This is a genomic window from Roseateles toxinivorans (assembly GCF_004362525.1).
Lineage (GTDB): Bacteria > Pseudomonadota > Gammaproteobacteria > Burkholderiales > Burkholderiaceae_C > Paucibacter > Paucibacter toxinivorans.
This window is the reverse complement of the sequence record NZ_SNXS01000001.1, coordinates 952,267-978,181: the sequence shown is the minus strand read 5'-3', so window position 1 is coordinate 978,181 and position 25,915 is coordinate 952,267. Positions and strand designations below refer to the sequence as shown.

The window sequence follows — 25,915 nt, the reverse complement described above, 5'->3', positions numbered from 1 at the left end:
TCACCGCACCTGCCAGGCCCTGGCTCGCTGCAGCAGGCGCTCGAACATCAGGTCCACCGTGATCGCCAGCAGGCCGACCAGCAGCGCGCCCTGGATCACATAGGCGGTGTTGAAGCCGCTCAGGCCGATGATGATGGGCGAACCCAGGGTCTTGGCGCCCACGGTCGAGGCAATCGCCGCCGTGCCGATATTGATCACCACCGAGCTGCGCACGCCGGCCAGCAACACCGGCAGGGCCAGCGGCAGCTCCACCTGGCGCAGCACCTGACCGGGGTTCATGCCTGACCCCAGGGCTGCCTCGCGCAGCTCGGGCGCAAGAGCGTCCAGCCCGGCCAGCGTGGCCTGGACGATGGGCAGCAGGCCGTACAGGGCCAGGGCCAGCAGGGCCGGTGCCGCGCCAAAGCCCACCAGCGGCACGGCCAGGGCCAGCACCGCCACCGGCGGAAAGGTCTGGCCCAGTGCCGCCACCCGCTCAAGCAGGGGCCGGAAGACACGCCCGGCCGGGCGCGTGACCGCCACACCCAGCCCCACCCCGACCAGCGTGGCCGCGGCACTGGACAGGGCCACGATCAACACATGGGCGCCAAGCAGGGCGGCGAACGAGTCCTGCTCGTACAGCGGCCGGTCGAGCTCGGGGAACCAGCTGGCGAACAGCGGCCTGGTGTGCGCCATGCCCAGCGTCAACAGGGTCAGCGCGGCCGCGGCCCAGACCAGCGGGTCGCGCCCGATCTTCATGGCTCGCGGCCCGGCGGGTCGCCCAGCGCCAGGCCCAGGAAGGCGGACACCGCGGGGCCTGCCGGCCGGGTCATCAGCTCCAGCGGCGTGCCGCTTTGCAGCAGCCGGCCGCCGTCCAGCAGGTGGATGCGAGTGCCCAGGCGCAGCGCCTCGTCCAGGTCATGGGTGACCATCAGCACCGTCTTGCCCGTGCTGCGCTGGATATGCAGGAGCTCGGCCTGCAGCGCGCGGCGCGTCACCGCGTCCAGCGCAGCAAAGGGCTCGTCCATCAGCAGGATCTCGGGGTCGGCCGCCAGCGCCCGCGCCACGCCGACACGCTGCTGCTGGCCGCCCGACAGCTGGTGCGGGTAGCGCTCGGCCAAGGCCTGGTCCAGATGGAGCAGGGCCATCAGCTCGGCCGTGCGCGCGGCGATGCGCGCCGGTGGCCACTGCAGCAGGCCGGGCACGGTGGCGATGTTCTGCGCCACCGTCCGGTGCGGGAACAGGCCGGTGGACTGGATCACATAGCCGATGCGCCGGCGCAGCGCGGTGGGTTCCTGATCACGCACTGGCAGGCCGCCAACGAGCACCTGGCCGCGGTCTGGCTCCAGCAGCCGGTTGACCATGCGCAGCAGGCTGGACTTGCCCGCACCCGACGGCCCGATCAGCACCGCGAACTCGCCCGGCGCAATGCGCAGCGAGACCTTGTCGATGACGCGCTTGCCACCCAGGCTCAGGCCGACCTGCTGGAACGCAATCATCGCGCCCGTTCCCCAGCCCATGCCCGGCTCAGCGCCCTGAACATCGCGTCGGCCAGCAGCCCCAGCGCCAGCACCGGCAGCACGCCCAGCAGGACCAGATCGGCGGCGCTGCTCAGCAGGCCCTGGAAGATCAGGCTGCCCAGGCCACCGGCACCGATCAGCGATGCGACCACCGCCAGCCCCACCGTCTGCACGGTGGCGACGCGCAGGCCCGCCAGCAGCAGCGGCAGAGCGATCGGCACTTCGACACGCCAGAAGATCTGTCGCGGGGTCATGCCCATCCCTCGAGCGCTGTCCAGCACGGCCGCTGGCACCTGCTGCAGCCCGGCGGCGGTGCTGCGGGTGATGGGCAGCAGGCTGTAGAGCACCAGGGCCAGCACGGCCGGCGCGAGCCCAATGCCTGCAAAACCCCAGCGGCCGAGCTGCGGCCAGGCCGCGGCGAGCAGCGCCAGCGGAGCGATCAGCAGGGCAAACAGGGCGATCGAGGGAATGGTCTGTATCAGGTTCAACACAGGGAACAGTGCCTGACCCAGACGCCGGCTGCGCGCCGCGGCCACTCCGAGCGGCAGGCCGATCAACAGGGCCGGCAGCAGCGTGGTCAGCACGATCTGCAGATGGCGCCGCAGCGCGTCATGGAACAGCTCCTGGCGGTTGGCGTATTCCTTCATCAACGCAAGCTGATCCAAGGCGCCGCCGGCCAGCATCAGGGCCAAGCCGCAAGCCAGACCCGCTGCGACGACGGCTGCGATCCAGCCCTGCAGCGCATCTGCGATCGCCAGCAGGCAAACAGCGGCCAGCACCCAGAAGCCTGCGCCGAGCGAGGTGCGGGCGAGCGTAGCGCCTTCGGCCAGGTGCGTGGCGGCATCACCGGCGGTCCACAACAGACCCAGCAGCAGTGCTGCATTGCCCACTGCAGACGCCAGCTGCCAGCGACGCGTGGGCGGCATGAAGACACCCATGATCAGCAGCAGAACGGGCAACGCCAGCAACGCGGGGGCCAGCTCGATCAGCGCAATCGCCCGTCCGCTGGCGAGGCGGTTCGGAGCATGGCTCAGAAAGCTCAGACTCAACGCCGCCGCCAGGCCCAGCGCCATCAAAGCCGCCTGCACGGGATTGCGAGGCCTATTTGACAAAGCCCTTGGCTTTCAGATACGCGGCGGCCACCTGTCTGGCGTCCTGCCCCTCGACGGCGATACGGGCATTGAGCATCTGCAGGGTCGGGCCGTCCAATGACTTGAACACCGGCGCCAGCAACTCCTTGATGCGCGGGTACTGCGCCAGCGTCTCGGCGCGTATCACCGGTGCCGGGGCATAGACAGGCTGCACGCCCTTGGGATCACTCAGCACGACCAGGCCCAGCGCTGCCAGCGAGCCGTCGGTGCCATAGGCCATCGCGCCATTGACGCCCGAGGTCTTCTCGGCCGCGGCCTTGATCGTCACCGCGGTGTCGCCGCCGGCCAGGGCCAGCAACTGGTTCTGGGCCAGCTTGAAGCCGTAGGCGGCCTGGAAGGCGGGCAGGGCGTCCGAGCGCTCGATGAACTCGGCCGAGGCTGCCAGCTTGAACTGGCCTCCGGCCGTGATCCACCGGCCGAACTGCTCCAGCGTGGCCAGCTTGTGGGTCTGGGCCAGGTCTTGCCGTACGGCGATGGCCCAGGTGTTGTTGGCAGGTGCGGGCTCCAGCCAGACGAGGCGATGCTTCTCAAGATCCAGCGCCTTGACGCGTTCGTAGCCGTCCTTGGCGCTCTTCCAGGCAGGATGTTTTTCGTCGGCAAAGAAGAAGGCACCGTTGCCGGTGTACTCGGGGTAGATGTCGATCTGGCCGGCGGTCAGCGCCGTGCGCACGATCTTGGTCGCCCCCAGCTGCAGCCGGTTCTCGGTCTTGATGCCGCCCGCCTGCAGCACCTGCAGCAGGACCTGACCCAGCAGGGCGCCCTCGGTGTCGATCTTCGAGGCCACGCGCACGGCCGGTTGCGCCTGCGCCAGCGAGGCGCTCAACATGATCGCCAGTCCCGTCAGGCACCCTCCGATACTCAAGCCCATGGCATGTCTCCGCCGCTTTGGTCGCCCATCATAGGGCCGGGGCTCAGGACTCAAGGCTCGGGCTGGCGCACCATCATCACCGGCACGGGGCTGCTGCGCAGTACCAGCTCGGCATCGCTGCCCAGGGTCAGCCGGCTCAGGCCACGGCGGCCATGGGTGCCCATCACGATCATGTCGCAGCCGCACTGCTTGGCGGTATCGATGATGGCCTCGGCCACGCCCTGCTGACCGGCCTCCCGCAACAGGATGTTGCAGTCGAGGCCGCGGGCCTTGGCTCTTTGCTGCGCCTCGGTCAGCAGCGCCTCGCCCAGGCGCTGCCAATGCAGACGCGCCTGTTGATAGGCATTGGCCGGAGCCCGCTCCATGTCGAACGGCGACTCGTCGATCAGGTGGAGCAGACACAACCTGGCCTGCAGCCGCTCCGCCAGCGCCATGGCCTCCTGAAAACCGCGCTCGGCAGTGGCGCTGCCGTCGATGGGCACAAGCAGGCTTTGGTACATGGTCCACTCCATCCTTGTCGGTCGGGTGTCGTCATTTTTGCGCAGGTCCGATGGGTCGCGCTTGCGGTGCATCAGCGCCCGCCCGTCATGAAATTGACATAGTCGCTTGCTAATGTCCGCCTATATTTCCATTAAGATCGAAATATGAAATTGTTTCCAAGGGCTGCTGAACTCGGCTGCCAGCTCCCATTCAATCCCATTCTTCTCCAGGCTGCCCCATGACGGAAAGAACCTACAAGGTGCTGTTTCTCTGCACCGGCAACTCGGCGCGCTCCATCATCGCAGAGGGCTTGATGAGTCATCTGGGCGCGGCACGCTTCCAGGCCTTCTCGGCCGGCAGCCATCCGACCGGGGCGGTGAATCCGCTGGCGTTGCAGACGCTGTCACGGCTGCATGTTTCGATCGACGGCTTCCGCAGCAAGAGCTGGGATGAGTTCGCCGGGGTGGGGGCGTCCGATCTGGACTTCGTCTTCACCGTCTGCGACAAGGCCGCAGGCGAGGTCTGCCCGGTCTGGCCGGGCCAGCCGATGACCGCACACTGGGGCGTCGAAGACCCGTCGGAGGTGCAAGGTTCGGAGGAGACGAAGCTGCGCGCCTTCACCGATACCGCGCTGATACTGAAACGGCGTATCGAGCTGATGCTGGCGCTGCCGCTGGAGCGTCTGGACGCGATGTCTCTGCAGCAGGAGCTGCACAGGCTCGGCAAGGTCTGACCCCAATGAACAACGGACCCCTGATGAGCTCACATATCCTGATCCTCTGCACCCACAACTCGGCGCGAAGCGTGCTATCCGAGGGCATGCTCAACCACTTGGCGGCCCGGCTGGGCCGCGATGTGGTCGCGCATAGTGCCGGCAGCGCGCCGAGCGGCCGCCTCAATCCCTTTGCGATCGAGGCGCTGAACAACGCGGGCATCGCGACCAGCGCCTACCGCAGCAAGAGCTGGGACGAGTTCACGACGCCCGACTCGCCCGCACTGTCCATCGTGATCACGGTCTGCGACAGCGCCGCCGCCGAGCAGTGCCCGGTGTTCTTCGGCAGCAACCCGGACGGCGGCCAGCCGGTCAAGGTGCACTGGGGCTATCCTGATCCATCGAATGCCGAGGGCGGCGACGAAGGCAAGCGCCGCGCCTTCGAGCTGACCCGCCAGGCCATAGGCTACCGCATGCTGCAGCTGCTGGCCCTGCCTCTTGACACCATGGACAGGGCAGCGCTGCAGACCGCCCTGATCGAAATCGGCCGCAGCTGAGACAAGCATGAGCACCACATTCGCCATTGAGAAGCCCACCGCCCCGGCGCCCATGAGCCTGTTCGAGCGCTACCTGACCGTCTGGGTCCTGCTGTGCATCGCGGCCGGCATCGCGCTCGGGCAGCTGATGCCCGGGGTCTTCCAGGCCGTCGGCCGCATGGAGTACGCCAAGGTCAATCTGCCGGTGGGCCTGCTGATCTGGGTGATGATCATCCCGATGCTGCTGAAGGTTGACTTCGGGTCGCTGCATCAGGTCAGCCAACACTGGAAGGGCATAGGCATCACGCTGTTCATCAACTGGGCGGTCAAGCCCTTTTCGATGGCCCTGCTGGGCTGGATCTTCATCCGCCAGGTGTTTGCCCCCTATCTGCCCGCCAATCAGCTCGACAGCTATGTGGCCGGCCTGATACTGCTGGCCGCCGCGCCCTGCACGGCGATGGTCTTTGTGTGGAGCCGGCTGACCGGCGGCAACGCGCTGTTCACGCTGTCGCAGGTGGCGCTGAACGACGCCATCATGGTGTTCGCCTTCGCCCCCATCGTGGCCCTGCTGCTGGGCATGTCGTCCATCATCGTGCCCTGGGACACGCTGATCACCTCGGTCGTGCTGTATATCGTCATTCCGGTGGCTATCGCCCAGCTCTGGCGCAAGCTGCTGCTGGCCAAGGGTCAGGCCAGCTTTGATGCGACGCTGGCGCGCATCGGCCCCTGGTCCATCAGCGCCTTGCTGGCCACCCTGGTGCTGCTGTTCGCCTTCCAGGGCGAGGCCATCATCAAGCAGCCGCTGGTGATCGCGATGCTGGCCGTGCCGATACTGATACAGGTCTTCTTCAACTCCAGTCTGGCCTATTGGCTGAATCGCCGCGCCGGCGAGTCGCACAGTGTGGCCTGCCCCTCGGCGCTGATCGGGGCCTCCAACTTCTTCGAGCTGGCGGTGGCTGCCGCGATCAGCCTGTTCGGCTTCGACTCCGGCGCGGCGCTGGCCACCGTGGTCGGCGTGCTGATCGAGGTGCCGGTGATGCTGCTGGTGGTGCGCTGGGTCAATGCCAGCAAGGGCTGGTATGAGCGTGGTGCGCGAGTCTGAGTCCCCGGCTTGATGCCGATCAAACGCTGCCGCTGACCGCGGTGCATGCTTTGGGGTGCCTCTGCGACTACTTCGCAGGGCAACCTCAATGGTACGAACTCACCCATCCCTGTTTTCCCCCGAAGCATCGGTCAACCATGCAGCCGTGCGCGTGCGCCAGGAGCACAACAGCAAAACGTTGCGCCGAAAGGCCACCCCCGGCGGCAAACACATCTCTCGTCATTGATTGAAGGAAAAGGGGGAAGCGCAATGGAAGTCAAAGTCCTGGGTTCGGGATGCAGCAAATGCCACACCACCATCGCGATGATCGAGCGGGTGGCGAAGGAGCAGGGCGTCGAGGTGGCTATCGTCAAGGTCGAGGATCACGATGCGATCCGGAGCCACGGAGTCACGGCGACGCCGGCAGTCATCATCGATGGCCGGATCATGCACAGCGGCGGGCTGCCTTCGCATTTGGAAGTGCAGGGCTGGTTGAGGCCGGCACAGCAAGCGATGGGCTTTCTGAACCAGGCCACACGACACCTCTTCTTCACCGGCAAGGGGGGCGTCGGCAAGACTTCTCTATCGACTGCCGCGGCCCTGACCCTGGCCGACTCCGGCAAGAAGGTGCTGCTGGTCAGCACCGACGCAGCGTCGAACCTCGATGAGATGCTGGGTATTGAGCTGCGCAATATCCCTACGCCGGTGCCCGGCGCGCCGGGCTTGTCCGTGCTCAATATCGACCCCGATACGGCGGCCGAGTCTTACCGGCAGCGGGTGCTGGCCCAGATGGGCGCGGGCGCAAGCGACACCGAACTCTCGACGGTGCGCGAGCAATTGTCCGGCGCCTGCACCACCGAGATTGCCTCCTTCGACGAGTTCGCCTCGCTCTTGTCCGACAAGGACGGGCGCTTCGATCACATCGTCTTCGACACGGCGCCGACCGGCCACACACTGCGGCTGCTCAGTCTTCCAAAGGCCTGGAGCGGTTTCCTTGAAGGCAATGACCGCGGTGCCTCCTGCCTCGGTCCGCATTCGGGCCTGAAGATGCAGGAAGAGCGGTTCAAGGCGGCGCTCGACGCGCTGAGCGATCCGGCCCAGACCACCGTCATCCTGGTGACCCGGCCCGACAAGGGCGCGATTGCCGAGGCGGCGCGCACGTCCGAAGAGCTGCACGAGCTGGGGCTGCACAACCAGCGCCTCGCCATCAATGGCGTTTTCCGTGCCAGCACAGGCACGGACGCCGTGGCTGGCGCCATAGAGGCGCTGGGGCAGCAAGCGCTGGACGAGATGCCGGCGTCGCTCAAGGCCTTGCCTCAGGACACGGTGCCGCTGCGTGCCTTTGATACGGTGGGCCTGCCGGCACTGCGGGCATTGCTTTCATCGCGAGCATCAGCTGTACCGGTGTCAAACACCGCCGACACCGAGCCCGCTGTCGCAGGGCACGATCTGGCGGCCCTTGCCGACGAACTGGCCGCGGCAGGCCATGGCTTGATCATGGTGATGGGAAAGGGCGGCGTGGGCAAGACCACCGTGGCCGCGGCCTTGGCCATCGGTCTGGTACAGCGCGGCAAGACCGTGCACCTGAGCACCACCGATCCGGCCGCGCACCTGGCCGGCACCCTGGACGGCGAGGTGCCGGGCCTGCGCGTGGACCGCATCGATCCCAAGGTCGAGACGCAGCGCTATGTCGACAAGATCATGGCGGCCAAGTCGCCCCATTTGAACGAGCAGGAGCAGGCACTGCTGCTGGAAGACCTGCGCTCGCCCTGTACCGAGGAGGTGGCCGTCTTCCACGCCTTCTCGCGCATCGTCAGCGAGGCGCGCAGCGCCTTTGTCGTGCTGGACACCGCGCCCACCGGACATTCGCTGCTGTTGATGGATGCCACCGGCGCCTATCACCGGCAGATGATGCGCGAATTCGAGGGGCAGGGCGGCGCACGCGTCGTGACCCCCTTGATGCGTTTGCAGGACGGTGCGTACACCAAGATCATTCTGGTGACCTTGCCGGAAGTGACGCCGGTATCGCAGGCCGCCGCGCTGCAGGACGACCTGCGCCGCGCCAGCATCGAACCCTATGCCTGGGTGCTCAACAAGAGCGTGCTGGCGGCCGGCACGCAAGACCCCCTGCTGGCGGCGCGCCTGGACGGCGAGCGCAAGCAGATGGCGCGCATGGCGGCCGGGCTCGCCAAGCGCAGCTTCATCGTGCCCTGGCTGACCCGGCCACCGATTGGCGGCACCGAGTTGGCCAGGCTGGTGAGCGGCCCGTAGCGCAACTCCAGGCTGCTGGAGGCGATCCAGGCCTCGCAGCTCAGCAATCACAAGGCCAACGCGGTGGATCGCGGTGCTCAAGCTGCTCGGAACGCGCAGTCACACCGTTGGCGGCATGATCCTGCAGCAGGCGCCCTGCCTGGGGCCGATCGGCTGTCAGGTCTTGAGCGGCGGCCCGAACACCAGCCGCGCCACCGCGCCGGTGCCGTCGTCGCGGGCCTGAAGCGTCAGCTGTGCGCCATGGTGCTCGGCAATGGCCCGGGCGATCGAGAGGCCCAGCCCGGCACCGCTGCTGTCAGGACCGCGGCGGTGGCGCTCGAACACCGTGGCCGCCAGATCGGCGTCGAAGCCAGGGCCCTCATCCTCGACTTCCAGCAGCGCGCCCGGGGCCAGATCACGCGTGCGCACGGTGACCCGGCCGCCGCCATGGCTCAGCGCGTTGTCGATCAGGTTGGACAGCAGTTCCTGCAGTTCGTCCTCCCAGCCGACGACCACGGCCGGCAGCAGCTCGAAGCCGAGGTCGATCCCGGCCTGGCGGGCGCGATCCACGAACAGGCCGGCACAGGCCTCGGCCACATCGGCCAGGTCCACCGTTGCGGGCGCCTGGTTGCTGCCCGCCTCGGAGCTCGACCTGGACAGGCTCAGCACGCGCTGCACCATGTGCTGCAGACGGGCGACCAGCACCTGCATCGTCTGCAGCCGCTGCAGGAACTGATCATGCGCCGGCCCGTTCGGGGTGGTCGCATGGTCCTGCATGGCCATTTCGAGCTGCAATGACAGCGCCGCGATCGGCGTGCGCAGCTGATGCGCGGCGTCGCCTATGAAGGCCTGCTGTGCATGGGCCGAGTCACGCAGCCGGGCCATCAGCAGGTTCAAGGCCTGTGCCAGTGCGGCGACCTCGGCCCCGGACTGTTCGACCTCGAAGGGCCGCAGATCGCGATGCGCCCGACCGGTGATGTTGCGGGTGAAGCGCTCCAGCGGGGCCAGTACGCTGCGTGTGCTGAGGTAGAGCCCCAGCAGGGCGGCCACCAGCATGGCCAGCCCGAGGCGCAGTGAGCGCATCTGCATCTGCGCGCGGGCATCGCCGCGCTTGTTCAACGTTTCGGCCACGACGATGACTCCGCGTTGGCCCGGGCCCTGGCGGCGCAGCACCAGCACCCGGACGGGCTGCTGGTCCAGGCTGGCGCTACCTGCCGTGCTGAGCGAATCGGAACCTGCGCCGGCATGGGGTGCCAGCCTGGCGTCGCCCCAGACCAGCTTGCCCGGGCCGTCGAAGATGGCGATATAGAGCCGGTCCAGTGGATCGGCCTGCAGCAGGGCCTGCGCCGAGACCGGGAGGTCGGCTTCGAGGTCATTGTCGGTGTCGATCTCCAGCCGGGCGGCCAGCGCGGTGGCGGTGTTCAGCAGGGCCTGATCGAAGGCCTGATCGGCCAGGCGCTCGGCGCCACGCAGATCCAGCAGCAGGGCCGCACCCAGCACCAGCGTCAGCGACAGGCCCAGCGCCGACAGCAGCCGTGTGCGCAGCGGGAGCCGCCGCAGACCCGCGCTCACACCGCTGGCGACAGCACTCATGCGCACCGGGCCGCGGAGCTGCCAGCGGCCGGTGTGTCGATCAGTCGGTAGCCCAGTCCTCGTATCGTTTCAAGCTCCAGCGTCGAGCCGGCGAGCTTGCGCCGCAGCCGGGAGATGTGCAGCTCGATGGCATTGGCGCTCAGCTCGTATTCCCAGTGGCTGAGGCTGTTGATGAGCTTGCGCTTGGTGACGATCTTCGGGCTGCTCAGGGCTAACTCGAACAGCAAGGCCCACTCCTTGCGGGTCAGCGGCAGCGGCCGGCCATTCAGCGTTGCGGTCTGCTGGGCCACGACCATGCCCAGGCTGCCCAGCGTGACGTCGCCGCAGGCACTGGCTTGCGAGCGCCGCAGCAGGGCCCTCAGCCGGGCCAGCAGTTCGGGCAGCATGAAGGGCTTGGCCAGATAGTCATCGGCACCGAGATCCAGCCCGCGCACCTTGTCCGACCAGTCGTCGCGGGCCGTGATCAACATCACGGGCATCTGCTGCGCCTGCGAGCGCAGCCTGGCCAGCAGGCTCAGTCCGTCCATGCCGGGCAGGCCGATATCCAGCAGCAAGGCATCGTAGGTGGCGTCGCCCAAGGCCTGCAGCGCGGACTCTGCGCGCTCGACTGCATCAACGCTGTAGGCGTCGCGGTGCAGGGCTTCGGCGAGGCTGGCGCGCAGGCCGGGGTCGTCTTCGACCAGCAGGATGCGCATGCGGCTCAGTCCTTTCGATGGCGGGCGAGGCGCCAGTGTGCGGACATTCCTGCAGCGGTCTTTGACAAAAGGCAAAGCCCGATTGCATCCGGCGTAACAGCGCGTTTCCGACAGGATTTCGACAGCATGGCCCAGCTACACCTGAGGCCCAGCGCACTCTCACCATCCTGCAAGGAGTCCTTATGCGATGCATGCAATCTGTCAAGACCGGCGCACTCATGCTGGCCTTGATTCCCTGTTCCGGCGCCTGGGCGCAGGCCACCGTGCCGCCGCCCGGGCGCCTGCTGGCGTCCAACTGCTTTCAGTGCCATGGCACCAACGGCAAGGGGCCGGGCTTCGAGCGTCTGGCGGGCGAGTCGAGCGACGAAATCTACAAGGAGCTCAAGGAGATGCAGTCCGGCAAGGAGGGGCAGGGCCTGATGACCAAGCACGCCATGGGCTACACCGACGCGCAGCTTCGCGCCATGTCGAAGTGGTTCTCGACCCAGCGTTGAGCCTTACCAATCAAATCAGGAATCCGCAATGAAACGACGTGAAATTCTCCAGGCCGGTCTGGCCGCGGCGGCTGCCGCCGCTGCCTTGCATCCCCTGTCCGGCCAGGCCGCGAGCTCCGGGGGGCGGGTCATCGTGGTTGGCGGCGGCATGGCCGGCGCCACGGTGGCCAAGTATCTGCGCATGTGGAGCAACTACACGCTGGAGGTGACGTTGATCGAACGCAATCCGGCCTATCTGTCCAACATCATGAGCAGCCTGGTGCTGACCGGCCAGCGCTCCCTGTCAAGCCTGCGTTTCGGCTATGAAGCCCTGCAGCAGCGCCATGGCGTCAAGCTCGTCTTCGATGAGGTGCTGGCCGTCGATGCGGCGGCGGGGTCGGTGCGGCTGGCCTCAGGCAACAGCCTGAAGGCGGACAAGATCGTGCTCGCGCCCGGCATTCGATTCGACGCATTGCCGGGGCAAAAAGACCCGAGCCTGATGCCCCACGCCTGGTCGGCCGGCGCTCAGACCGAGTTGCTGGCCAAGCAGCTGGGCGCGATGAAGGCCGGCGGCACGGTGGTGCTGACAATACCGAAGACACCGTACCGCTGCCCACCCGGCCCCTACGAGCGGGCCTGTCTGCTGGCCGACTGGCTGAAGGCGAAGAAGCCGGGCAGCAAGCTGCTGGTGCTTGATGCCAACCCCGACATCGTGGTCGAGCAGGACAACTTCTCGAAGGCCTTTTTTGGTCTGCACGCCAATGTGATCGAGTACCACCGCGGCGTCGAGATCTCCTCGGTCGACGAGTCACAGATGATGCTCTACACCAATGGCGGTGCGGTGCATGGCGATGTCATCAATCTGATTCCTCCGCAGCGGGCAGGGAAGTTGATCGAGCAGACCGGCCTGGCAACGGCCACCAATGGCCGGTTCGCACCGGTCGATGTGCTGAGCTATGCCAGCCTGGATGCGCCTCGCATCCACGTGATCGGAGACTCGAGCGCCACCACGCAGCCCAAGGCCGGCCACATTGCCAATCAGGAGGCCAAGATTTGCGCGGATGCCCTGGTGCGCTACTTCGCGGGTGCCTCGCCCGATGCGGCACCGGTGACCAACTCGGCCTGCTTCTCGACCATCACGCGCACCCAGGCCTCCTGGCTGTCCGTGGTGTTCCAGTACGACGCGCTTTCAAGGACGATGAAGTCCGTGGCCGCCAGTTCGGCCGCATCTACCGGATGGAGCAAGGACAACTTCGAGGACATGAACGAGTGGTTCAGTGCCTTGATGGCGGACTCCTTTGCCTGAAGCGAGCGGGGGCAGGGCTCGCCTCTGCCTCGACCCTCGCAGCCACCGCCAGCGCCGATCGCACCGCGCTTTCCAGCAGCGGCACGCCGGTTTCGGCGTAGGAGCCGCACCACCAGACGCGGCGTTGCGGCTGCGCGTGCAATTGCTGCAGCGAGGCCAAGGCTGCGGCGCTGCCGGCGTCGACCAGCGGGCGCTCGAAGCGGGCCTGGCCGATGACGCTGCCATCTCGCGGCGAGCGCTGCGGCATCACGGTCTGGAACAGCGGCTCGGCATGGCGCAGCCCCGGATGTACGCGGTTGATCCAGATCGTGCTCTCCGGCTGTTCATGTTCGGCGCAGACACGGGCGTTCACGGGCGACCAGTCGGCGCGGCGCCGGGGCATCAGCCCGGTGTCGCGATGCATCAGCACCTCCAGCGCGCGGTAGCGGAAGGCGGCCATCGCCGCGGTCTCGTCCGGCGCGGCGTCGGCCAGCAAGGTGAGGGCCTGGTTGGCCTGCGTGGCGAACACAACGTGGTCGAAGGCCTCCTCGCCCGTGACGTGTTGCACCGTCACCCGGCCGGCACCGGCATGTCGGGTCGACGAGGCCGCGCCAGGCTGGCGCCGAACGGCCACCACGCCAGCCTTGCATTGCACGCGTGTGATGCCAGCCAGCAGCTTCGCGGCCACCGCGTCGGCGCCGTCGCGCGCGCGGCGCACGCTCTGGCGCGCCACGCCAGCGGCGGCATAGCCGGCGACTACCGCAGCCGGGTAGGCGCGCGCGTCTTCGGTGCTGCAGGTGGCTATGGTGGCGATGGCCGGCAGCAGCAGGCCGTCGACGAACTCGGGGGAGATGCGCTCGGCAGCGACGAACTCGCCGATGCTCGCGCCACCCAGGCCCCCAGCCGCCAGCGCCGCGCGCGCCCGGGTCTGGAAACGCAGCGCGCCCTGCACGATGCGCCACCCGCGGGCGCTGGCCACATCCTGCGGCAGCACATAGGGTAGAGACCAGCCACCAAGACGCGCATTACGCCAACGGAAGTAGGCCAGCCCGTCACAGTCACTGAAGGTGGTGGCGTAGTCCACGGGCTCGGTGGCCACGCCGAGCTCCGCATACAGGCGGGTCAGCGTGGGGTAGTAGCCGGGGTAGAACACGCGCAGCGGCACGTCGATGCGCAGGCCTGAGGAGGTGGCGTCCAGCGCCACCGAGCTGGCCACGAAGCCAGGCACCGCATGGCGTTCGAACAAGGTCACCGCGTGGCGCCGCGACAGCTGCCACGCGGCCACCAAGCCGGCGATGCCGCCACCGATGACGGCGATTTCCATGGGTGCAGGTTAACCGGTGTCACCAGAAAATGCATCCGGGCCTGCAACGACAGCCGACTGTGCCTGCCACAGCGGCGGCGGTGCAGCGTCAGCGGCCGACTCGATCCGCTGCCTGCTGCGACCGCTGGGGGCTCGAAAGCTGGTCGGTACCCAATCGTTCCACTGACGTTAATTTCCAACCGCCTGTGCCAGCCACCAGCAGGTCAGTGAGTCCAATCTCGGCCAGGAACGTGTGGTCATGCGACGCGACGATCAGCGCTCCCTGATAGTGGGTCAGCAGCTTCTCCAGGGCCTGCAAGGATGGCAGGTCCAGATGATTGCTGGGTTCGTCAAGTAGCAGCAACTGCGGCCGCGCTTCTGCGTAGAGAGCGCAGGCCAACGCTGCCTTGAGCCGCTCACCACCGCTGAGCGATCCGCTGGGAACAGCGACCTTCTGGGCGTCCAGTCCCAGTTGGGCCAGCCTCATACGCAGCTCGCTCTCGCTCAGCGTGGGATTTGCCGCTTGCGCCTGTTCAAGCACCGGGCGCGTCGCATCCAGCAGGTTCAACCCCTGGTCGAGATACGCCAGCCGAGCACTCACTCTGCGGGCGCCTGCCTCGGCTTCGATCTGACCTGCGATGACCCTGAGCAAGGAGGTCTTGCCGCAGCCATTGGGCCCAAGGATGCCGATACGCTGTTGTCCTGTCACGAGCAAAGTGATGTGCCGGGTCGCCTCGGGAACAAAGGGAAGTCCTACCTTGTCCAGCTCCACCACGACTCGTTGAGCGACACCGGGGTTGAGGGGCGCGTGCATGTGGATTTGCGTATCGTCGGCAACTTGTGCGGCGGCTTCGCGCACACACTGTGACAAGCCGAGCTGCGTTTCAGCCTGCTGCTTGCGCAGCTTCCCCATCGATTGTTCGCTGCGCCCCTTCTGACGGTCGAGCAGACACCTTGCCTGGTTCGCCTCCTTGCCATCGCGGGTTCCGCGTGCCTGCCGTTTCTCCTGCCGCTCACGTTGCTCGCGCATGAACTGCTGTTCACGCTGCCGATGAAGTCTGGCGCGCGCAAGCTCGGAGCGCGCGTTCTGCTGCTCCTGTTCCTTGGCCTGCGAAAATTGCGCGTAGTTGCCGCCGTAGCTGCGCAGGCCCAGCGAGGACAGTTCAACAATTCGTTCCATGCAAGCCAGCAGCTGCCGGTCATGGCTGATCACCAGCAGTCCACGCTGCCAGCGCTGGAGCCATGCAATCAAGGCCAGGCGGCTTGGCTCGTCAAGGTGGTTGCTGGGCTCGTCAAGAATCAGGAAGTCTGCGTTTGACAGCTGGGCGCCGATCAAGGCTACCCGCATCAGCTCACCGCCGCTGAGCACACTTGCCGACATGTCGGCATCCAGATGCTGCAGCCCCTGTTCTGTGAGCCTCTGTCGAAGCTGCTGGCCAATGTCCCATTCGTCACCGAGCAGATCGAAATCAGCCTGCGTGAATCTGCCCGCCTCAATGCGTCTGAGCGCATCCAATTTGCCTTGCACGCCGGCCAGCTCCGCAACCGTGGCGCCAGCGGGCGGGCTGATCTGCTGCGCGAGGTAGTGCACCGTGCCTGTTCGACGGCAATGTCCACGTGAGGGCTGCAGCTGGCCTGCAAGAATCCGCGCCAGAACGGTCTTGCCGCAGCCGTTGCGCCCCACCAAACCCGTTTGAAGCTGGTCAAAGGTGTTGTTGAGATCAGAGAAAAGCGTTTCGCCGTTTGGCAGGACGTAGGACACGCCCTCCAAGGAGAGAAAGGAAGTCACCATCAATGTTCCAAAGATGCAAAGAGCTCCCCCGCGCAGTGGGGGCAGTGGAGGTTTGCCGTCTTATCAACGGCTGCATCAATGGCGCATGGGACTTTTTCTCGGGTAGGTTTCTCTGCGCGGAATTATAGATAGGTCCGGTAGCGAGAGCGAACACCGGTCGCCATAGGTTCGACAGCCGCCGGCTCAATGGGCCGCCGGCCTTGGCATCAGCAGCAATGCACCGAAGGCCGCCAAACCCAGCGCGGCGGTCAACCACAGGGCCTGAGCCCCCCAACGCTCGAGGCAGACGCCGAACAGCCAGGGCGCCAACGCCTGGGTCATGCGCGCCGGCACGGCGATCAGGCCCTGGCGCTGGCCATAGCCCTGCGGGCCGAACAGCACCAGGGGCAGGGTGCCCTTGGCAATGGTCAGGATGCCGTTGCCGGCGCCGTGCATCAACGCGAACACCATCGCCACCGGCGCGCCGAACAGGGTCAGCAGCGTCGCGCCGATCGGGTGCATCAAGGCCGCCAGCCGGGCCGACAGCAGCGGGTGAACGCGGCGCAAGAAGCCGAACTCCAGCAGCCGCCCAGCGACCTGGGCCGGCCCCACCAACGCACCGATGGCCACCGCCGCCGCCAGACTCGCCCCGCCGGCCTGCAGCAGCTGGGGCAGATGGGCCGCCATGGCGGTGCTGGTGAACCAGGTGGCGGCAAACACAAAGGCCAGCAGCCACACCGCCTTGCGTGAAGCCGGCTGATCGACCGTGGGCGCCTGACCTGCCAGCGCAGGTGCAGCGGGTGCCAGTGCCACCGCCCGGGGCAGCCGCCAGTTCAGCGGCAGGCCCACCAGCAGATGCAGCGCCGCCCAGGTGAAACAGGTGCCGCGCCAACCGAACTGAGCCTCCAGCACCGTGGACAGCGGCCAGCCGACCGTGCTGGCGAAGCCGGCGATCAAGGTGATGCCGGTGATCGCGTTTCTCGATTCGCGGCCGTACAGCCGCACCAGGGCCGCGAACGCCGCCTCGTACAGACCGCTGCCCATGGCCACGCCCATCAGCAACCAGGCAGCGAACAGGCCGACCACACCCTGGGCCAGGCCCAGCGCCATCAGGGCCAGGGCAAAGATCACGCTGGTGCCCATCAGCACCGGTCGCCCGCCGAGCCGGTCTATGGTCTTGCCAGCACGGGGGCCGAGCAGGGCGGAGACGATCAGCGCCGCGGAAAAGGCGGCGAACACCGTCGGCGTGCTCACCCCCAGATCGCGCGCCATCGGCGCGGCCAGCATCGCCGGCAGGTAGTAGGACGAGGCCCAGGCCAGCGTCTGCGCGGTGCCCAAAGCCGCGACGGTGCCGATCTGGCGGGGCGGGATGTCGGCCTGGCTGTTCAACGACATGATCTGGACTCTTTGCGTTCCGGCGGCGGGAGGCAGCAATTGGCTGCGGTGTCTTCGCGCAATGCCTTCATCAACAACAGCAGCGACGACTCGACGACGGCGCGTTCTCGCTCGCTCAAGGCGCCGAGCAGGTGCCCGGCATGGTCGTCAAGCGTCCGGTTCAGTTCATCGACGGTGCGCCGCCCCTCGGCGGTGAGCGTCACGAGCCAGCTTCTTGCGTCGGACGGATTCGGCTCCTTGCTGACGAGGCCGCGTTCGACCATGGCCTCCACCGCCCGCGACACCCAGCTCTTCTCCAGACTGACCCGTGTGCCGAGCTCGGACAGAGGCACCGGGCCGGAACGGTCCAGCTCGGTCAGCAGATGGCATTGGGTGTTCGTGGTGTGGCAGCAGTCGGCCACCACGCGTTGCGCCCGGGTGTACAGGCGCGCGACCTCACGCAGCAGGCTGCCGGTGTGGCTCTCGTTTGGGAATGTGGGCATGTCGTGGCGTATAGCAACTATTTGAGCGCACCATAGCGGCCGGGCATATCGTTGTCAATGGCAACCAGTCGATCCAAGAAAGCGGGGCATGCCCCGCGAGTCTCAGATTGCCGCCTGATTCACCCGTTTGGACAGCTGCTCGGCGCTTTCCTTGCGTTCGCTGTAGCGGTCCACCAGATAGGGGCTGGCATCCCGCGTCAGCAGGGTGAACTTGAACAGCTCCTCCATCACGTCCACCACGCGGTCGTAGTAGGCCGAGGGCTTCATCCGGCCCTCCTCGGTGAACTCCAGAAAGGCCTTGGCCACCGAGGACTGGTTCGGTATCGTGACCATGCGCATCCAGCGGCCCAGCACCCGCATCTGGTTGACGGCGTTGAATGACTGAGAACCGCCGGACACCTGCATCACCGCCAGCGTCTTGCCCTGGGTCGGGCGGACGGCACCCGAGCTCAGCGGTATCCAATCGATCTGCGACTTCATCACCCCGGTCATCGCGCCATGGCGCTCGGGCGAGCACCACACCATGCCTTCGGACCACTCGGCCAGGCGGCGCAACTCCTGCACCTTCGGATGGGTGTCGGGCGCGTCATCGGGCAGGGGCAGACCGGCTGGGTCGAAGATCTTCACCTCGCCGCCCATCGCCTCGAGCAGGCGCGCCGCCTCGAAGGTCAGCAGCCGGCTGTAGGAGCGTGCCCGCAGCGAGCCATACAACATCAGGAAGCGCGGGCGGTGCTGCGAGGGCGCTGCGGCGGTGAGGCGCTGCTGGGTCGGCACATCGAACAGGCCGGCGTCCAGGGCGGGGAAGGTGGGCGGGGTCTCAAGCACGGCGGGCTCCGGTGTCGGTGACGACTTCGCCATCTTCCTTGGTGAAGGGGACCAGCTTCGGCACGGGCAGCAGTTCCAGCACACGCTCGGACGGCCGGCACAGGGCCGTACCCAGCGCCGTAGCCACGATAGGGCGGTTGATCAGGATCGGGTGCTGCAGCATGAAGTCCAGCAGTTGCTCGTCCGTCAGCGCCGGATCGCTCAGATGCAGCTCCGCATAGGGCGTGCCCTTTTCACGCAGCAGATCGCGCACCGAAAGGCCCATGGCCAGCACCAGCTGCCGCAGCCGCTCCTTGGTTGGCGGCGCTTTCAGGTACTCGATCACCTCCGGCTCGATGCCGGCGTGGCGAATCAGGGCCAGGGTGTTGCGGGAGGTGCCACAGGCGGGGTTGTGATAAATCGAGACGTGGTGGGGCATGACGGAATGAGACGAGTTAATGAGGTGCTGGCTGCGAACGCAACTCAGCAGGGGCAGGCGGCAGATGTATTGGCCGGTGTGCAGGCGGCGTTGTTGCCGCAGCAGTTCTCGGTCAGGTAGCCGAGCAACTCGTTCATCTGCGCATAGTGGGCGCGGTAGATCAGGTTACGGCTGGCGCGCTCCTGCGTCACTAGCCCGGAGTTGGCCAGCTCCTTCAGGTGGAATGACAGGGTCGCCCCCGGAACCTCCAACACCTCCTGCAGGGCGCCGGGCGTCATGCCGGCGGGGCCGGCAACCACGAGCGCCCGGAACACCTTCAGCCGCAAGGGCTGGGCCAGTGCGGCTAAGGCTTTGATCACATCCACATCTTCCATAATTTCATTATTATGGAAATAGCTTGATCCTGCAACTGACCCGCCAGGGCCAATGCCGATCAGCCGTTGGCCACAACCATATGGTTATCGACGCTCAGCACGCCCTTGACGGTGGCGGCCACGCGGGTGGCCCGGTCGCGCAGGGTCGCGTCGGGCGCCGTGCCGGTCAGGTCCACCAGGCCATCCTTGGTGTCGACCTTGATCTGCAGAACGGCCAGGCTGGGTTCCTCGGCCAGCTCGATCTTGATCTTGGCGGTGATGGCCGCGTCGGCCAAAGCGATCTTGGCCTGCTCGGCGGTGTTCGCCACCTTGGCAACCGGAGCTTCAATCTTCGGTCCGGCCTTGGCTGCGGTCTCTACGGGCTGATCACAGCCGGCCAGCATCAGGGCAGTTGCGGCGGTGGCCAACAGGGTCATGCGCTTGATTGCATTCATGGTTCTTGCCTTTCGGTGAGTGATATGAAGAAGCGGAGTCAGGCCAGGGGGCAGCAAAGCGCCGGCGGAAAGAAGTTCCTGCCGACCATCGCCCGGACAAAGAGGTAGTCGTTCCGGTCCTGCACCGGCAGTGCATCGAGATCGACGTGGCCGAGCTCATCGCAAGGGAAGACAAAGCTGCCGGGGCCGGCGCACGCTTGAAAGCGGACCTCGACGTGCCTGGCAGCAAAAATATGGGCGGTGCTCATGATCAGCTCCTGCATTGATTCCTGTGACAAGGATCGCCGCTGAGCCGGCCCGAGACCATAGTCCGAAGGCGGAATGGACTGTCGGCGCGCTGTCCGCCTGCGATGGCGCCGATGTCCTACAGATCGCCCGCATAGGCCGCGAGGTGTTCGGGTCACCAGGGCAAGCCCACGGGACGTGCAGCTGGCTTGCATCATTCCTATATTTCCACTAATATGGAACTGTCGGATTGGGCAGCTGCCTGATCCGTCACCCACCAAGGGCTCGATGCAGAGCCCTTTCATTGCGACACTTAGGTGCTATACACAACCATATCGCTCCTTGCGGCCCAGGGTATTGCGCGCGGGCAACAGCGCCATAGGCCGTCTGCCCGCCGCCAAACGTCAGGAATCGTCATCATGTCTCTGAACCGAATCTCTATTCGCCAAGCCGGCGCTGCCGACTGGCCTCAGATTTCCGCCCTGCTGGCTGCCAACAAGCTGCCGCTCGATGCCGCCCAGGCACACCTGAACCACTATGTTCTGGCGCTCAGCGGCAGTGAGGTCGTCGGCACGGCCGGTGCCGAGGTCTATGGCGACATCGCGCTCCTGCGCTCGGTCGCGGTGGCGCCGGGCCTGCATCGCCAAGGCGTCGGCAAGGCCATGGTCGGCCTGATCCTCGACGAGGCCAGGCGGCGCGGCATTCGCCAGATCTATCTGCTGAGCGTGACCGCGCCCGAGTATTTCGCCCAGTTCGGCTTCAAGCGCGGCCCGCGCGAGCTGGCGCCCAAGGCGCTGCAGGCGTCTGCCGAGTTCCAGGGCGCCTGCCCGAGCTGCGCTGCGCTGATGTCCTTGACCCTGATTGCCGATGTGAAGCCGCGGGCCGGTGAGCTGCCGGTCGCCGTGCTGGGTGCCGGCCCGGTGGGCCTGGCCGCAGCGGCGCACTTGCTCGAGCGTGGCATCACCACAATGATCCTGGAGGCCGGTCCATCGGTCGGCAGCAACCTGCTCGACTATGGCCATGTGCGTCTGTTCTCCCCCTGGCGCTATGACGTGGATGCGGTGATGGCCAAGATGCTGGCGCCCACCGGCTGGCAGGCACCACCGGCGGAAGAACTGCCGCTGGCCCGAGAGATCGTCGAGCGGGTGCTCCAGCCCTTTGCAGCGCTGCCTCAGGTGACCGCAGCCCTTCATCTGAACACCCGCGTCATCGCCATCAGCCGCGAAGGCTTCGACAAGGTCAAAACGGTGGGCCGCGACAAGGCGCCGTTCGTGATCCGGGTCGAGCGCGACGGTCAGGCCGTCGAGCTGCGCGCGAGGGCGGTGATCGACGCCACCGGCACCTGGGGCCAGCAGAACCCGATCGGCAGCAACGGGCTGCCGGCCCTCGGCGAGCGAGAGCTGGCCGACGCGATCTTCTACGGCATTCCCGACGTCAGCGGCCCGCTGCGCGAGCGTTATGCCGGCAAGCGCACCTTGGTCGTCGGGGCAGGGCATTCCGCCGCCAATGCCTTGCTGGCCCTGGCGGACCTGGCCACCGCCGAGCCCAGGTCGCGCCTGGCCTGGGCCGTGCGCACGCCAACGCTGGCGCGCGTGTTCGGCGGCGGTGACGCCGATGCCCTGCCGGCCCGTGGCCGCCTGGGCAGCCAGCTGAAGGCCCTGAGAGACAGTGGTGCGCTGGAGTTTTTCAGCGGCCTTCGCATCACCGCCCTGAAGCGTGAGAACGGGGCCATCACTGTGGAAGGCATCGATGCGCAGGGGCAACCGGTGCGCGTGCCCGGCATCGATGAAATCGTCAGCGCCACCGGCCAGCGCCCCGACCTCAGCCTCACGAGCGAGCTGCGGCTGAAGCTGGACCCCTGGCTGGAGTCGAACGAGGCCCTGGGGCCGCTGATCGACCCGAACCTGCACAGCTGCGGCACGGTGCGCCCGCATGGCCACCGCGAGCTGTCGCATCCCGAGCCGGGCTTCTACACGCTGGGCGTGAAGAGCTATGGCCGCGCGCCGACCTTTCTGATGGCCACCGGCTTCGAGCAGGCACGCTCGGTGGCGGCGGCGCTGGCCGGCGATCTGGAGGCGGCCGACCGAGTCGAGCTCGACCTGCCGGAGACCGGAGTCTGCAGCGTTGGCGCTGCCCCGGAAGCGGACTCGGCCGGCGGCAGTTGCTGCAGCGCCGGGCCGGCGCCTATGGTCGCAGCCGTGCAGGCCGCATCCGCGGTGCCAGCACCTGCAAAGGGGGGCTGTGGGCCGAAGTCCTGTGGCACCGCTGCCGCGGCACCGGCACGCTGCTGCGGCTGAGATGGCCCTGGGCGACGCCGTCTGCAACTAGCGCTCCAGATGTCGCAACACAAGGGCGGCGCCGCGCCACACCAGCCAGCAGCGCCAGCCCGGCGAGCAGCGTCGCCCACGTCCCCGGCTCGGGCACCGCGGGGTAGATGCCGGCGAGTTCGCCGTCGAAGGCCAGCCCTTGGGCGCTGACCAGCTCGGCGTCGAACGAATGCGCGAAGTAGCCAGTCGCCTGCGAGGTTGTGCCCTGGCCCATGGCCTGGACGAACAGGTTCATGTCGCCCGTGATCTCCAGCATATTGCCGACAAAGGTGGACACGATGTAGCGGCGCAGGCTCGTGTCCGGGAAGTGGCTCAGCTGGTCGGACGCGCGGATGTTGTTATCGATGAAGTCGTAGTTGTTGGCTGACGGCAGCGTGCCACCCACCCACTCGCCGGGGGGCCCCCAGCGCGACTCGATCCGGCCTTCGGCGCCGGCCCAGGCGTCGACCTTGGCGTCGAACAGGACGTGACCGTAGTAGCCGAAACCCATCACCTCGGGCGGACCGCACTCGCCGCAGCCGGGCACACTTTGGTTCAGGTCGACGATGCGGTAGTCCACGCGCGCGTCGACGCTGGCCAGAGAGCGCGCGTTGCCATAGGTTGGCATGCCGCCGAACACCAGCGGGTTGAGCCACCCGGCGCCGATCTGCCCGTCCACTCGCAGCAGCACGTCGAACTGCACCGGCGCGCCCCAGCTCAGGCCCGACGTGCCAGGCAGCACTTGCACATGCTTGAAGAAGCTGGCGTCGGTACTGGCGGTGAACAGGTTGGCCGCCGACGGGTGCCACGCGCTCAGCGCGGCCACGCCGCGCAGCGTCTGCTGCGACGCCGCCGCCGTGCCCCGGTGCAGCGACTGCTGCAGGCCGCCCGACAGCGCGCTGTCCAGCGACAGCGGCGCCAGCACGGCCGCCTCGGCCGCGCCTGCCGACACGCTGCTGCTGAGCCCGTTGACGTCCCGGATCGTCACGTCGGACGAGGCGATGGGCGCAGCCTGGGCCAGCGGCCCCAGCAACGCCACGATGGTGGCGATCAAGCTACGCGACGTGGACATTTCGACTCTCCTGCGGAGGGTGGACGACGCCATGCAGTGTGAGGACGGGTCGCGCGGCTGGCATTGAGCACGATCAAGCACAGTGCTTCGCCACGATCGCAGACGAGTCATACCGATTCCACGGTCTTCGCATTGATTGGAGTCAATGCCCCGGGTGGGTCCTTCGGACATGCTTGCTGGGGTTCGTGGCCGACAAGTTGATCGTACTGACGAGGCGGCCCTGTTTTGGAGGAAGCTCTTGCATTCGGCCAAGAATCGCCGCGCCTTACATGCGGCCCGCTTTTTGTTGCCTGCCATGACCGGGGCGATGCTAGGCGCTGCGCTTGCCCAGGCACCGCCCCCCGGGCAGGATCCGGCGCAGATCCAGCGCCAGCGTGAGGAGCTGGAGCGTCAGCGCCTGCAAAGGCCCAGCCCCGACATAGCACCGCGCCTGAGCGCGCCGTCGACCACCAAGGTGTCGACGCCAGAGTCCACGGCCAGCTTCATGCTGCTCAGGGTCGAGACCGGCGCCAGTCAATTGCTCACCCCGGCCGAGCTGGATGCGGCGATTGAGCCGCAGCTCGGCAAGCCGACCACCTTTGCCGATGTGCAGGCGCTGGTGCAACGGATCAATGCCCTGTATTACGAGCGGGGCCATCTGACGGCCCGTGCGCTGGTGCCGGCGCAGAAGATCCAGGACGGCGTGCTCAAGGTGCAACTGGTCGAGGCCACGCTGGCGCGCATCGATCTGCCCGAGGCCACCCGCCTGTCGCCGGCCTTTGTGCGTGGCGTGATTGCCACGCGCGAGGGCGAGTTGATACAGGTGCCGCAGATCGGCGGGCAGTTGCAGCGCATGCACCGCGGCAGCGACACCCGACTGGCCCTGAGCTTCGTGCCGGCCGAGGGTGAAGCCGTGGGCCAGAGCGTGATCAAGGTGGAGATCGATGAGCCACCGAAGTGGAGCGGCCGCCTGTCGCTCAGCAACGAGGGCAATGCCAGCGTCGGCCGCGACCAGTTGAGCTTTGCCGGCGCGCTGAACAACTGGCTGGGCTATGCCGACAAGCTGGCCCTGCTGGGCATCTACTCGGAGGGCGCGAGCTCGCTGAGCCTGAACTACAGCGCCGTGCTGGGCGCCTCGCTGGCCCGCTTCGGCACGCGGGGCAGCATCGGCCTGTCGGCCGGCAACACCAAGACCGTGTCGGGCCCGCAGAACGATTTGATCGTCGACGGCGGGTCGAGCGCCTTCACCCTGGGGCTGAGCCAGCCGCTGCTGCTCCGGGGGGCCTGGACGCTGGAGGCCGGTGCCTCGCTGGGCGAGTCGCGCTCGAACACGACCATTGCCGGCGAGCGCTTCTCGGACGTGCGCATGGGCAGCCTGGCCGCTTCGCTGAGCCTGGGCTACCAGACCGAGGTGGCAAGCCTGGGCAGCACGCTGAACCTGTCGCGTGTCCATACCCGCGCGGCGAACATCGCGGCGCGCGACAGCACCGTCAGCCAACTGAGCTTCAACGCCTACCGCGAGTTGTTCGAGGTCTGGTCGCTGCAGGCCCATGGCACGGCCCAGTTCACCTCGGCCGTCAATCTGCCGGCCGCGCTGCAGCTGCAGCTGGGTGGGCCGGGCAGCGTGCGCGGCTTTGCCTCGCCCAGCGCCAGCGGCGACCGTGGCGAGACAGTAACGCTGGAGCTGCACCGTCAGTTCGCCGCGGGCGAGCTGGGCAACATCGACGGTTTCCTCTTCATCGATCACGGCCGCGTGCGCATCGAAGGCACACCGGCCACGCAGCTGTCCAGCGCCGGTCTGGGCCTGAACTGGCGGCGCGGCATCTGGAACCTGTCGGCCAGCCTCGCGTCTCCGCGCAAGACGGACAGCGTGCCCTCGGCCAAGACGGAGTTCTACCTGCGCGTCAGTGTCGATCTGGACGGATGGTTCAACCGAAGCAGCCAGCGGAGCCCGCGATGACCTCCATGCTGATCTACGAGAAGCCGGTGGGCCTGCACCGTGAGCGTCACCGCGACCTGCGGGTCGGGCCCAGCGCGCAGCGCTATGCCTTCGCGCGCGACACCAACTCGGTGCTGCTGGCCGCCAGCGAGCTGCCGCAGGCAGGCCTCGACTACCCCTGCGTCTTCGTCAGCACCGACGAGGGCCCGGCGATGGCAGCGTTGCTGGGCCTGCGCGACCGTGAAAACCTGTTCGTCGATGCCGCGGGTGACTGGCAGAGCGGCAGCTATGTGCCGGCCTTCATCCGTCGCTATCCCTTCGTGCTGGCGCAGACGCCCAGTGCTCAGGAATACACCGTCTGCATCGACGAGTGCTACCCCGGCCTGAACCGGGTCGAAGGGGAGCCTTTGTTCGACGCGGATGGCAGCGACAGCGCCTGGCTCGGTCAGGCCAAGCAGTTCCTGATCCAGTTCCGCCAGGAGATGGAGGCCAGCCGCGCGTTCACGCAGCGTCTGGCCGAGCTGGACCTGCTGGTCGAGCGCGCCATCGACTACCCGCTGGCCGGCCGCAGCGCCAGCCTGAGCGGCTTGCTGGTGGTGGACGAGCACCGGCTGCTGGCGCTGCCGGCGCAGGAGCTGGAGTCGCTGTTCCGCCCCGGCTGGCTGGGCCTTGTCTATGCCCATCTGGGCTCGCTGGGTCTGCTGCCGAGGCTGGCTCAGCGCCTGAGCCTGCGGCTTGGCCAGGCCGCCGCGGCCCCACAGCTTCATTGATC

Annotated in this window: 26 protein-coding genes; 9 read left to right on the top strand and 17 right to left on the bottom strand. The window is 67.2% G+C overall.

All coding sequences use genetic code 11. The features are described from left to right. From DES47_RS04255 to DES47_RS04235, 5 genes are read right to left on the bottom strand one after another with little or no spacing between them, the layout of a single operon-like run. Positions 1-735, bottom strand: coding sequence for an ABC transporter permease (locus DES47_RS04255; RefSeq protein WP_133699387.1), 735 nt, complete (start codon positions 733-735; stop codon positions 1-3). After that, the gene (locus DES47_RS04250) at positions 732-1,496 is read right to left on the bottom strand and encodes an ABC transporter ATP-binding protein (protein WP_243748150.1); all 765 of its coding nucleotides are present in this window, start codon (positions 1,494-1,496) and stop codon (positions 732-734) included. Before DES47_RS04250 ends, DES47_RS04255 begins: the two co-directional genes overlap by 4 nt. Continuing rightward, positions 1,472-2,569 carry an ABC transporter permease gene (locus tag DES47_RS04245; RefSeq protein WP_133699386.1) on the bottom strand — a complete coding sequence of 366 codons (1,098 nt, stop codon included), beginning with the start codon at positions 2,567-2,569 and terminating at the stop codon, positions 1,472-1,474. The genes DES47_RS04250 and DES47_RS04245 overlap by 25 nt, the downstream gene beginning before the upstream one ends. A 28-nt stretch (positions 2,570-2,597) precedes the next feature. Then, positions 2,598-3,515, bottom strand: coding sequence for a glycine betaine ABC transporter substrate-binding protein OsmF (gene osmF / locus DES47_RS04240; protein WP_133699385.1), 918 nt, complete (start codon positions 3,513-3,515; stop codon positions 2,598-2,600). 50 nt (positions 3,516-3,565) lie between these two features. After that, positions 3,566-4,015 (bottom strand): universal stress protein, encoded by a 450-nt coding sequence (locus tag DES47_RS04235; RefSeq protein WP_133699384.1) that lies wholly within the window; start codon positions 4,013-4,015, stop codon positions 3,566-3,568. Between the two features lie 218 nt (positions 4,016-4,233). On the opposite strand from DES47_RS04235, the gene DES47_RS04230 reads away from it, so the two are divergent. The 4 genes from DES47_RS04230 (at position 4,234) to arsA (ending at position 8,595) form a co-directional block, all read left to right on the top strand. Further along, positions 4,234-4,728, top strand: coding sequence for an arsenate reductase ArsC (locus DES47_RS04230; RefSeq protein ID WP_133699383.1), 495 nt, complete (start codon positions 4,234-4,236; stop codon positions 4,726-4,728). Positions 4,729-4,751: 23 nt separating this feature from the next. Then, entirely contained in the window at positions 4,752-5,264 is a 513-nt protein-coding gene (locus tag DES47_RS04225) for an arsenate reductase ArsC (protein ID WP_133699382.1), read from the top strand. A gap of 7 nt (positions 5,265-5,271) precedes the next feature. Next, entirely contained in the window at positions 5,272-6,345 is a 1,074-nt protein-coding gene (gene arsB, locus DES47_RS04220; RefSeq protein WP_133699381.1) for an ACR3 family arsenite efflux transporter, read from the top strand. 249 nt (positions 6,346-6,594) lie between these two features. Further along, complete coding sequence (gene arsA, locus DES47_RS04215) at positions 6,595-8,595, top strand: arsenical pump-driving ATPase (RefSeq protein ID WP_133699380.1); 2,001 nt, start codon at positions 6,595-6,597, stop codon at positions 8,593-8,595. 156 nt (positions 8,596-8,751) lie between these two features. Here the strand turns inward: arsA and DES47_RS04210 are convergent, their stop codons facing one another. Both DES47_RS04210 and DES47_RS04205 read right to left on the bottom strand, forming a co-directional pair. Continuing rightward, on the bottom strand, positions 8,752-10,167 hold the full coding sequence (locus tag DES47_RS04210) for a sensor histidine kinase (RefSeq protein ID WP_133699379.1): 1,416 nt from the start codon (positions 10,165-10,167) through the stop codon (positions 8,752-8,754). Beyond that, positions 10,164-10,862 carry a response regulator transcription factor gene (locus DES47_RS04205; protein WP_133699378.1) on the bottom strand — a complete coding sequence of 233 codons (699 nt, stop codon included), beginning with the start codon at positions 10,860-10,862 and terminating at the stop codon, positions 10,164-10,166. Before DES47_RS04205 ends, DES47_RS04210 begins: the two co-directional genes overlap by 4 nt. A 191-nt stretch (positions 10,863-11,053) precedes the next feature. Between DES47_RS04205 and DES47_RS04200 the strand changes: the two genes are divergently transcribed. Together DES47_RS04200 and DES47_RS04195 are read left to right on the top strand one after the other, a co-directional pair. Further along, the gene (locus DES47_RS04200) at positions 11,054-11,356 is read left to right on the top strand and encodes a c-type cytochrome (RefSeq protein ID WP_166651852.1); all 303 of its coding nucleotides are present in this window, start codon (positions 11,054-11,056) and stop codon (positions 11,354-11,356) included. A 28-nt stretch (positions 11,357-11,384) separates the two neighbouring features. Next, complete coding sequence (locus DES47_RS04195; RefSeq protein ID WP_133699376.1) at positions 11,385-12,641, top strand: FAD-dependent oxidoreductase; 1,257 nt, start codon at positions 11,385-11,387, stop codon at positions 12,639-12,641. Here DES47_RS04195 and DES47_RS04190 read toward each other — a convergent pair. The 9 genes from DES47_RS04190 to DES47_RS04150 form a co-directional block, all read right to left on the bottom strand. Continuing rightward, a complete protein-coding gene (locus tag DES47_RS04190) occupies positions 12,610-13,944 on the bottom strand; it encodes an NAD(P)-binding protein (protein ID WP_133699375.1) in 1,335 nt (444 codons plus the stop codon). The genes DES47_RS04195 and DES47_RS04190 overlap by 32 nt on opposite strands. Positions 13,945-14,032: 88 nt before the next feature. Beyond that, positions 14,033-15,715, bottom strand: a complete 1,683-nt coding sequence (locus tag DES47_RS04185; protein WP_133699374.1) for an ABC-F family ATP-binding cassette domain-containing protein — start codon at positions 15,713-15,715, stop codon at positions 14,033-14,035. Positions 15,716-15,898: 183 nt separating this feature from the next. Then, positions 15,899-17,089, bottom strand: a complete 1,191-nt coding sequence (locus DES47_RS04180) for an MFS transporter (RefSeq protein WP_133699373.1) — start codon at positions 17,087-17,089, stop codon at positions 15,899-15,901. Further along, complete coding sequence (locus DES47_RS04175) at positions 17,080-17,571, bottom strand: MarR family winged helix-turn-helix transcriptional regulator (RefSeq protein WP_133699372.1); 492 nt, start codon at positions 17,569-17,571, stop codon at positions 17,080-17,082. The genes DES47_RS04180 and DES47_RS04175 overlap by 10 nt, the downstream gene beginning before the upstream one ends. Positions 17,572-17,673: 102 nt before the next feature. Further along, complete coding sequence (arsH, locus tag DES47_RS04170) at positions 17,674-18,429, bottom strand: arsenical resistance protein ArsH (protein ID WP_133699371.1); 756 nt, start codon at positions 18,427-18,429, stop codon at positions 17,674-17,676. Then, positions 18,389-18,814: an arsenate reductase (glutaredoxin) gene (gene arsC / locus DES47_RS04165; RefSeq protein WP_133699370.1), complete on the bottom strand. Its 426-nt coding sequence runs from the start codon at positions 18,812-18,814 to the stop codon at positions 18,389-18,391. Before arsC ends, arsH begins: the two co-directional genes overlap by 41 nt. A 44-nt stretch (positions 18,815-18,858) precedes the next feature. Further along, a complete protein-coding gene (locus tag DES47_RS04160) occupies positions 18,859-19,188 on the bottom strand; it encodes an ArsR/SmtB family transcription factor (RefSeq protein ID WP_133699369.1) in 330 nt (109 codons plus the stop codon). 59 nt (positions 19,189-19,247) lie between these two features. Then, positions 19,248-19,622, bottom strand: coding sequence for a BON domain-containing protein (locus tag DES47_RS04155; protein WP_133699368.1), 375 nt, complete (start codon positions 19,620-19,622; stop codon positions 19,248-19,250). A gap of 38 nt (positions 19,623-19,660) precedes the next feature. After that, on the bottom strand, positions 19,661-19,870 hold the full coding sequence (locus DES47_RS04150; protein WP_133699367.1) for a hypothetical protein: 210 nt from the start codon (positions 19,868-19,870) through the stop codon (positions 19,661-19,663). Between the two features lie 396 nt (positions 19,871-20,266). Between DES47_RS04150 and arsN2 the strand changes: the two genes are divergently transcribed. Then, complete coding sequence (gene arsN2, locus DES47_RS04145; protein WP_133699366.1) at positions 20,267-22,144, top strand: arsenic resistance N-acetyltransferase ArsN2; 1,878 nt, start codon at positions 20,267-20,269, stop codon at positions 22,142-22,144. Here arsN2 and DES47_RS29145 read toward each other — a convergent pair. Further along, positions 22,032-23,225, bottom strand: a complete 1,194-nt coding sequence (locus tag DES47_RS29145) for a PEP-CTERM sorting domain-containing protein (RefSeq protein WP_243748149.1) — start codon at positions 23,223-23,225, stop codon at positions 22,032-22,034. The two genes, arsN2 and DES47_RS29145, sit on opposite strands and share 113 nt — an antisense overlap. Before the next feature lie 307 nt (positions 23,226-23,532). Here DES47_RS29145 and DES47_RS04135 point away from each other — a divergent pair, with 307 nt between their 5' ends. Together DES47_RS04135 and DES47_RS04130 are read left to right on the top strand one after the other, a co-directional pair. Further along, positions 23,533-25,164, top strand: coding sequence for a ShlB/FhaC/HecB family hemolysin secretion/activation protein (locus tag DES47_RS04135; RefSeq protein WP_166651851.1), 1,632 nt, complete (start codon positions 23,533-23,535; stop codon positions 25,162-25,164). Beyond that, positions 25,161-25,913: a SapC family protein gene (locus tag DES47_RS04130; protein ID WP_166651850.1), complete on the top strand. Its 753-nt coding sequence runs from the start codon at positions 25,161-25,163 to the stop codon at positions 25,911-25,913. Before DES47_RS04135 ends, DES47_RS04130 begins: the two co-directional genes overlap by 4 nt. The last annotated feature ends 2 nt before the right edge of the window (positions 25,914-25,915 follow it).

What these genes read in the sequence shown, in the direction of transcription:
- DES47_RS04255 (WP_133699387.1), bottom strand. Translation starts at nt 735, where the DNA reads ATGAAGATCGGGCGCGACCCGCTGGTCTGGGCCGCGGCCGCGCTGACC.
- DES47_RS04250 (WP_243748150.1), bottom strand. Translation starts at nt 1,496, where the DNA reads ATGGGCTGGGGAACGGGCGCGATGATTGCGTTCCAGCAGGTCGGCCTG.
- DES47_RS04245 (WP_133699386.1), bottom strand. Translation starts at nt 2,569, where the DNA reads ATGGCGCTGGGCCTGGCGGCGGCGTTGAGTCTGAGCTTTCTGAGCCAT.
- osmF (WP_133699385.1), bottom strand. Translation starts at nt 3,515, where the DNA reads ATGGGCTTGAGTATCGGAGGGTGCCTGACGGGACTGGCGATCATGTTG.
- DES47_RS04235 (WP_133699384.1), bottom strand. Translation starts at nt 4,015, where the DNA reads ATGTACCAAAGCCTGCTTGTGCCCATCGACGGCAGCGCCACTGCCGAG.
- DES47_RS04230 (WP_133699383.1), top strand. Translation starts at nt 4,234, where the DNA reads ATGACGGAAAGAACCTACAAGGTGCTGTTTCTCTGCACCGGCAACTCG.
- DES47_RS04225 (WP_133699382.1), top strand. Translation starts at nt 4,752, where the DNA reads ATGAGCTCACATATCCTGATCCTCTGCACCCACAACTCGGCGCGAAGC.
- arsB (WP_133699381.1), top strand. Translation starts at nt 5,272, where the DNA reads ATGAGCACCACATTCGCCATTGAGAAGCCCACCGCCCCGGCGCCCATG.
- arsA (WP_133699380.1), top strand. Translation starts at nt 6,595, where the DNA reads ATGGAAGTCAAAGTCCTGGGTTCGGGATGCAGCAAATGCCACACCACC.
- DES47_RS04210 (WP_133699379.1), bottom strand. Translation starts at nt 10,167, where the DNA reads ATGAGTGCTGTCGCCAGCGGTGTGAGCGCGGGTCTGCGGCGGCTCCCG.
- DES47_RS04205 (WP_133699378.1), bottom strand. Translation starts at nt 10,862, where the DNA reads ATGCGCATCCTGCTGGTCGAAGACGACCCCGGCCTGCGCGCCAGCCTC.
- DES47_RS04200 (WP_166651852.1), top strand. Translation starts at nt 11,054, where the DNA reads ATGCAATCTGTCAAGACCGGCGCACTCATGCTGGCCTTGATTCCCTGT.
- DES47_RS04195 (WP_133699376.1), top strand. Translation starts at nt 11,385, where the DNA reads ATGAAACGACGTGAAATTCTCCAGGCCGGTCTGGCCGCGGCGGCTGCC.
- DES47_RS04190 (WP_133699375.1), bottom strand. Translation starts at nt 13,944, where the DNA reads ATGGAAATCGCCGTCATCGGTGGCGGCATCGCCGGCTTGGTGGCCGCG.
- DES47_RS04185 (WP_133699374.1), bottom strand. Translation starts at nt 15,715, where the DNA reads ATGGTGACTTCCTTTCTCTCCTTGGAGGGCGTGTCCTACGTCCTGCCA.
- DES47_RS04180 (WP_133699373.1), bottom strand. Translation starts at nt 17,089, where the DNA reads ATGTCGTTGAACAGCCAGGCCGACATCCCGCCCCGCCAGATCGGCACC.
- DES47_RS04175 (WP_133699372.1), bottom strand. Translation starts at nt 17,571, where the DNA reads ATGCCCACATTCCCAAACGAGAGCCACACCGGCAGCCTGCTGCGTGAG.
- arsH (WP_133699371.1), bottom strand. Translation starts at nt 18,429, where the DNA reads ATGGCGAAGTCGTCACCGACACCGGAGCCCGCCGTGCTTGAGACCCCG.
- arsC (WP_133699370.1), bottom strand. Translation starts at nt 18,814, where the DNA reads ATGCCCCACCACGTCTCGATTTATCACAACCCCGCCTGTGGCACCTCC.
- DES47_RS04160 (WP_133699369.1), bottom strand. Translation starts at nt 19,188, where the DNA reads ATGGAAGATGTGGATGTGATCAAAGCCTTAGCCGCACTGGCCCAGCCC.
- DES47_RS04155 (WP_133699368.1), bottom strand. Translation starts at nt 19,622, where the DNA reads ATGAATGCAATCAAGCGCATGACCCTGTTGGCCACCGCCGCAACTGCC.
- DES47_RS04150 (WP_133699367.1), bottom strand. Translation starts at nt 19,870, where the DNA reads ATGAGCACCGCCCATATTTTTGCTGCCAGGCACGTCGAGGTCCGCTTT.
- arsN2 (WP_133699366.1), top strand. Translation starts at nt 20,267, where the DNA reads ATGTCTCTGAACCGAATCTCTATTCGCCAAGCCGGCGCTGCCGACTGG.
- DES47_RS29145 (WP_243748149.1), bottom strand. Translation starts at nt 23,225, where the DNA reads ATGTCCACGTCGCGTAGCTTGATCGCCACCATCGTGGCGTTGCTGGGG.
- DES47_RS04135 (WP_166651851.1), top strand. Translation starts at nt 23,533, where the DNA reads ATGCTAGGCGCTGCGCTTGCCCAGGCACCGCCCCCCGGGCAGGATCCG.
- DES47_RS04130 (WP_166651850.1), top strand. Translation starts at nt 25,161, where the DNA reads ATGACCTCCATGCTGATCTACGAGAAGCCGGTGGGCCTGCACCGTGAG.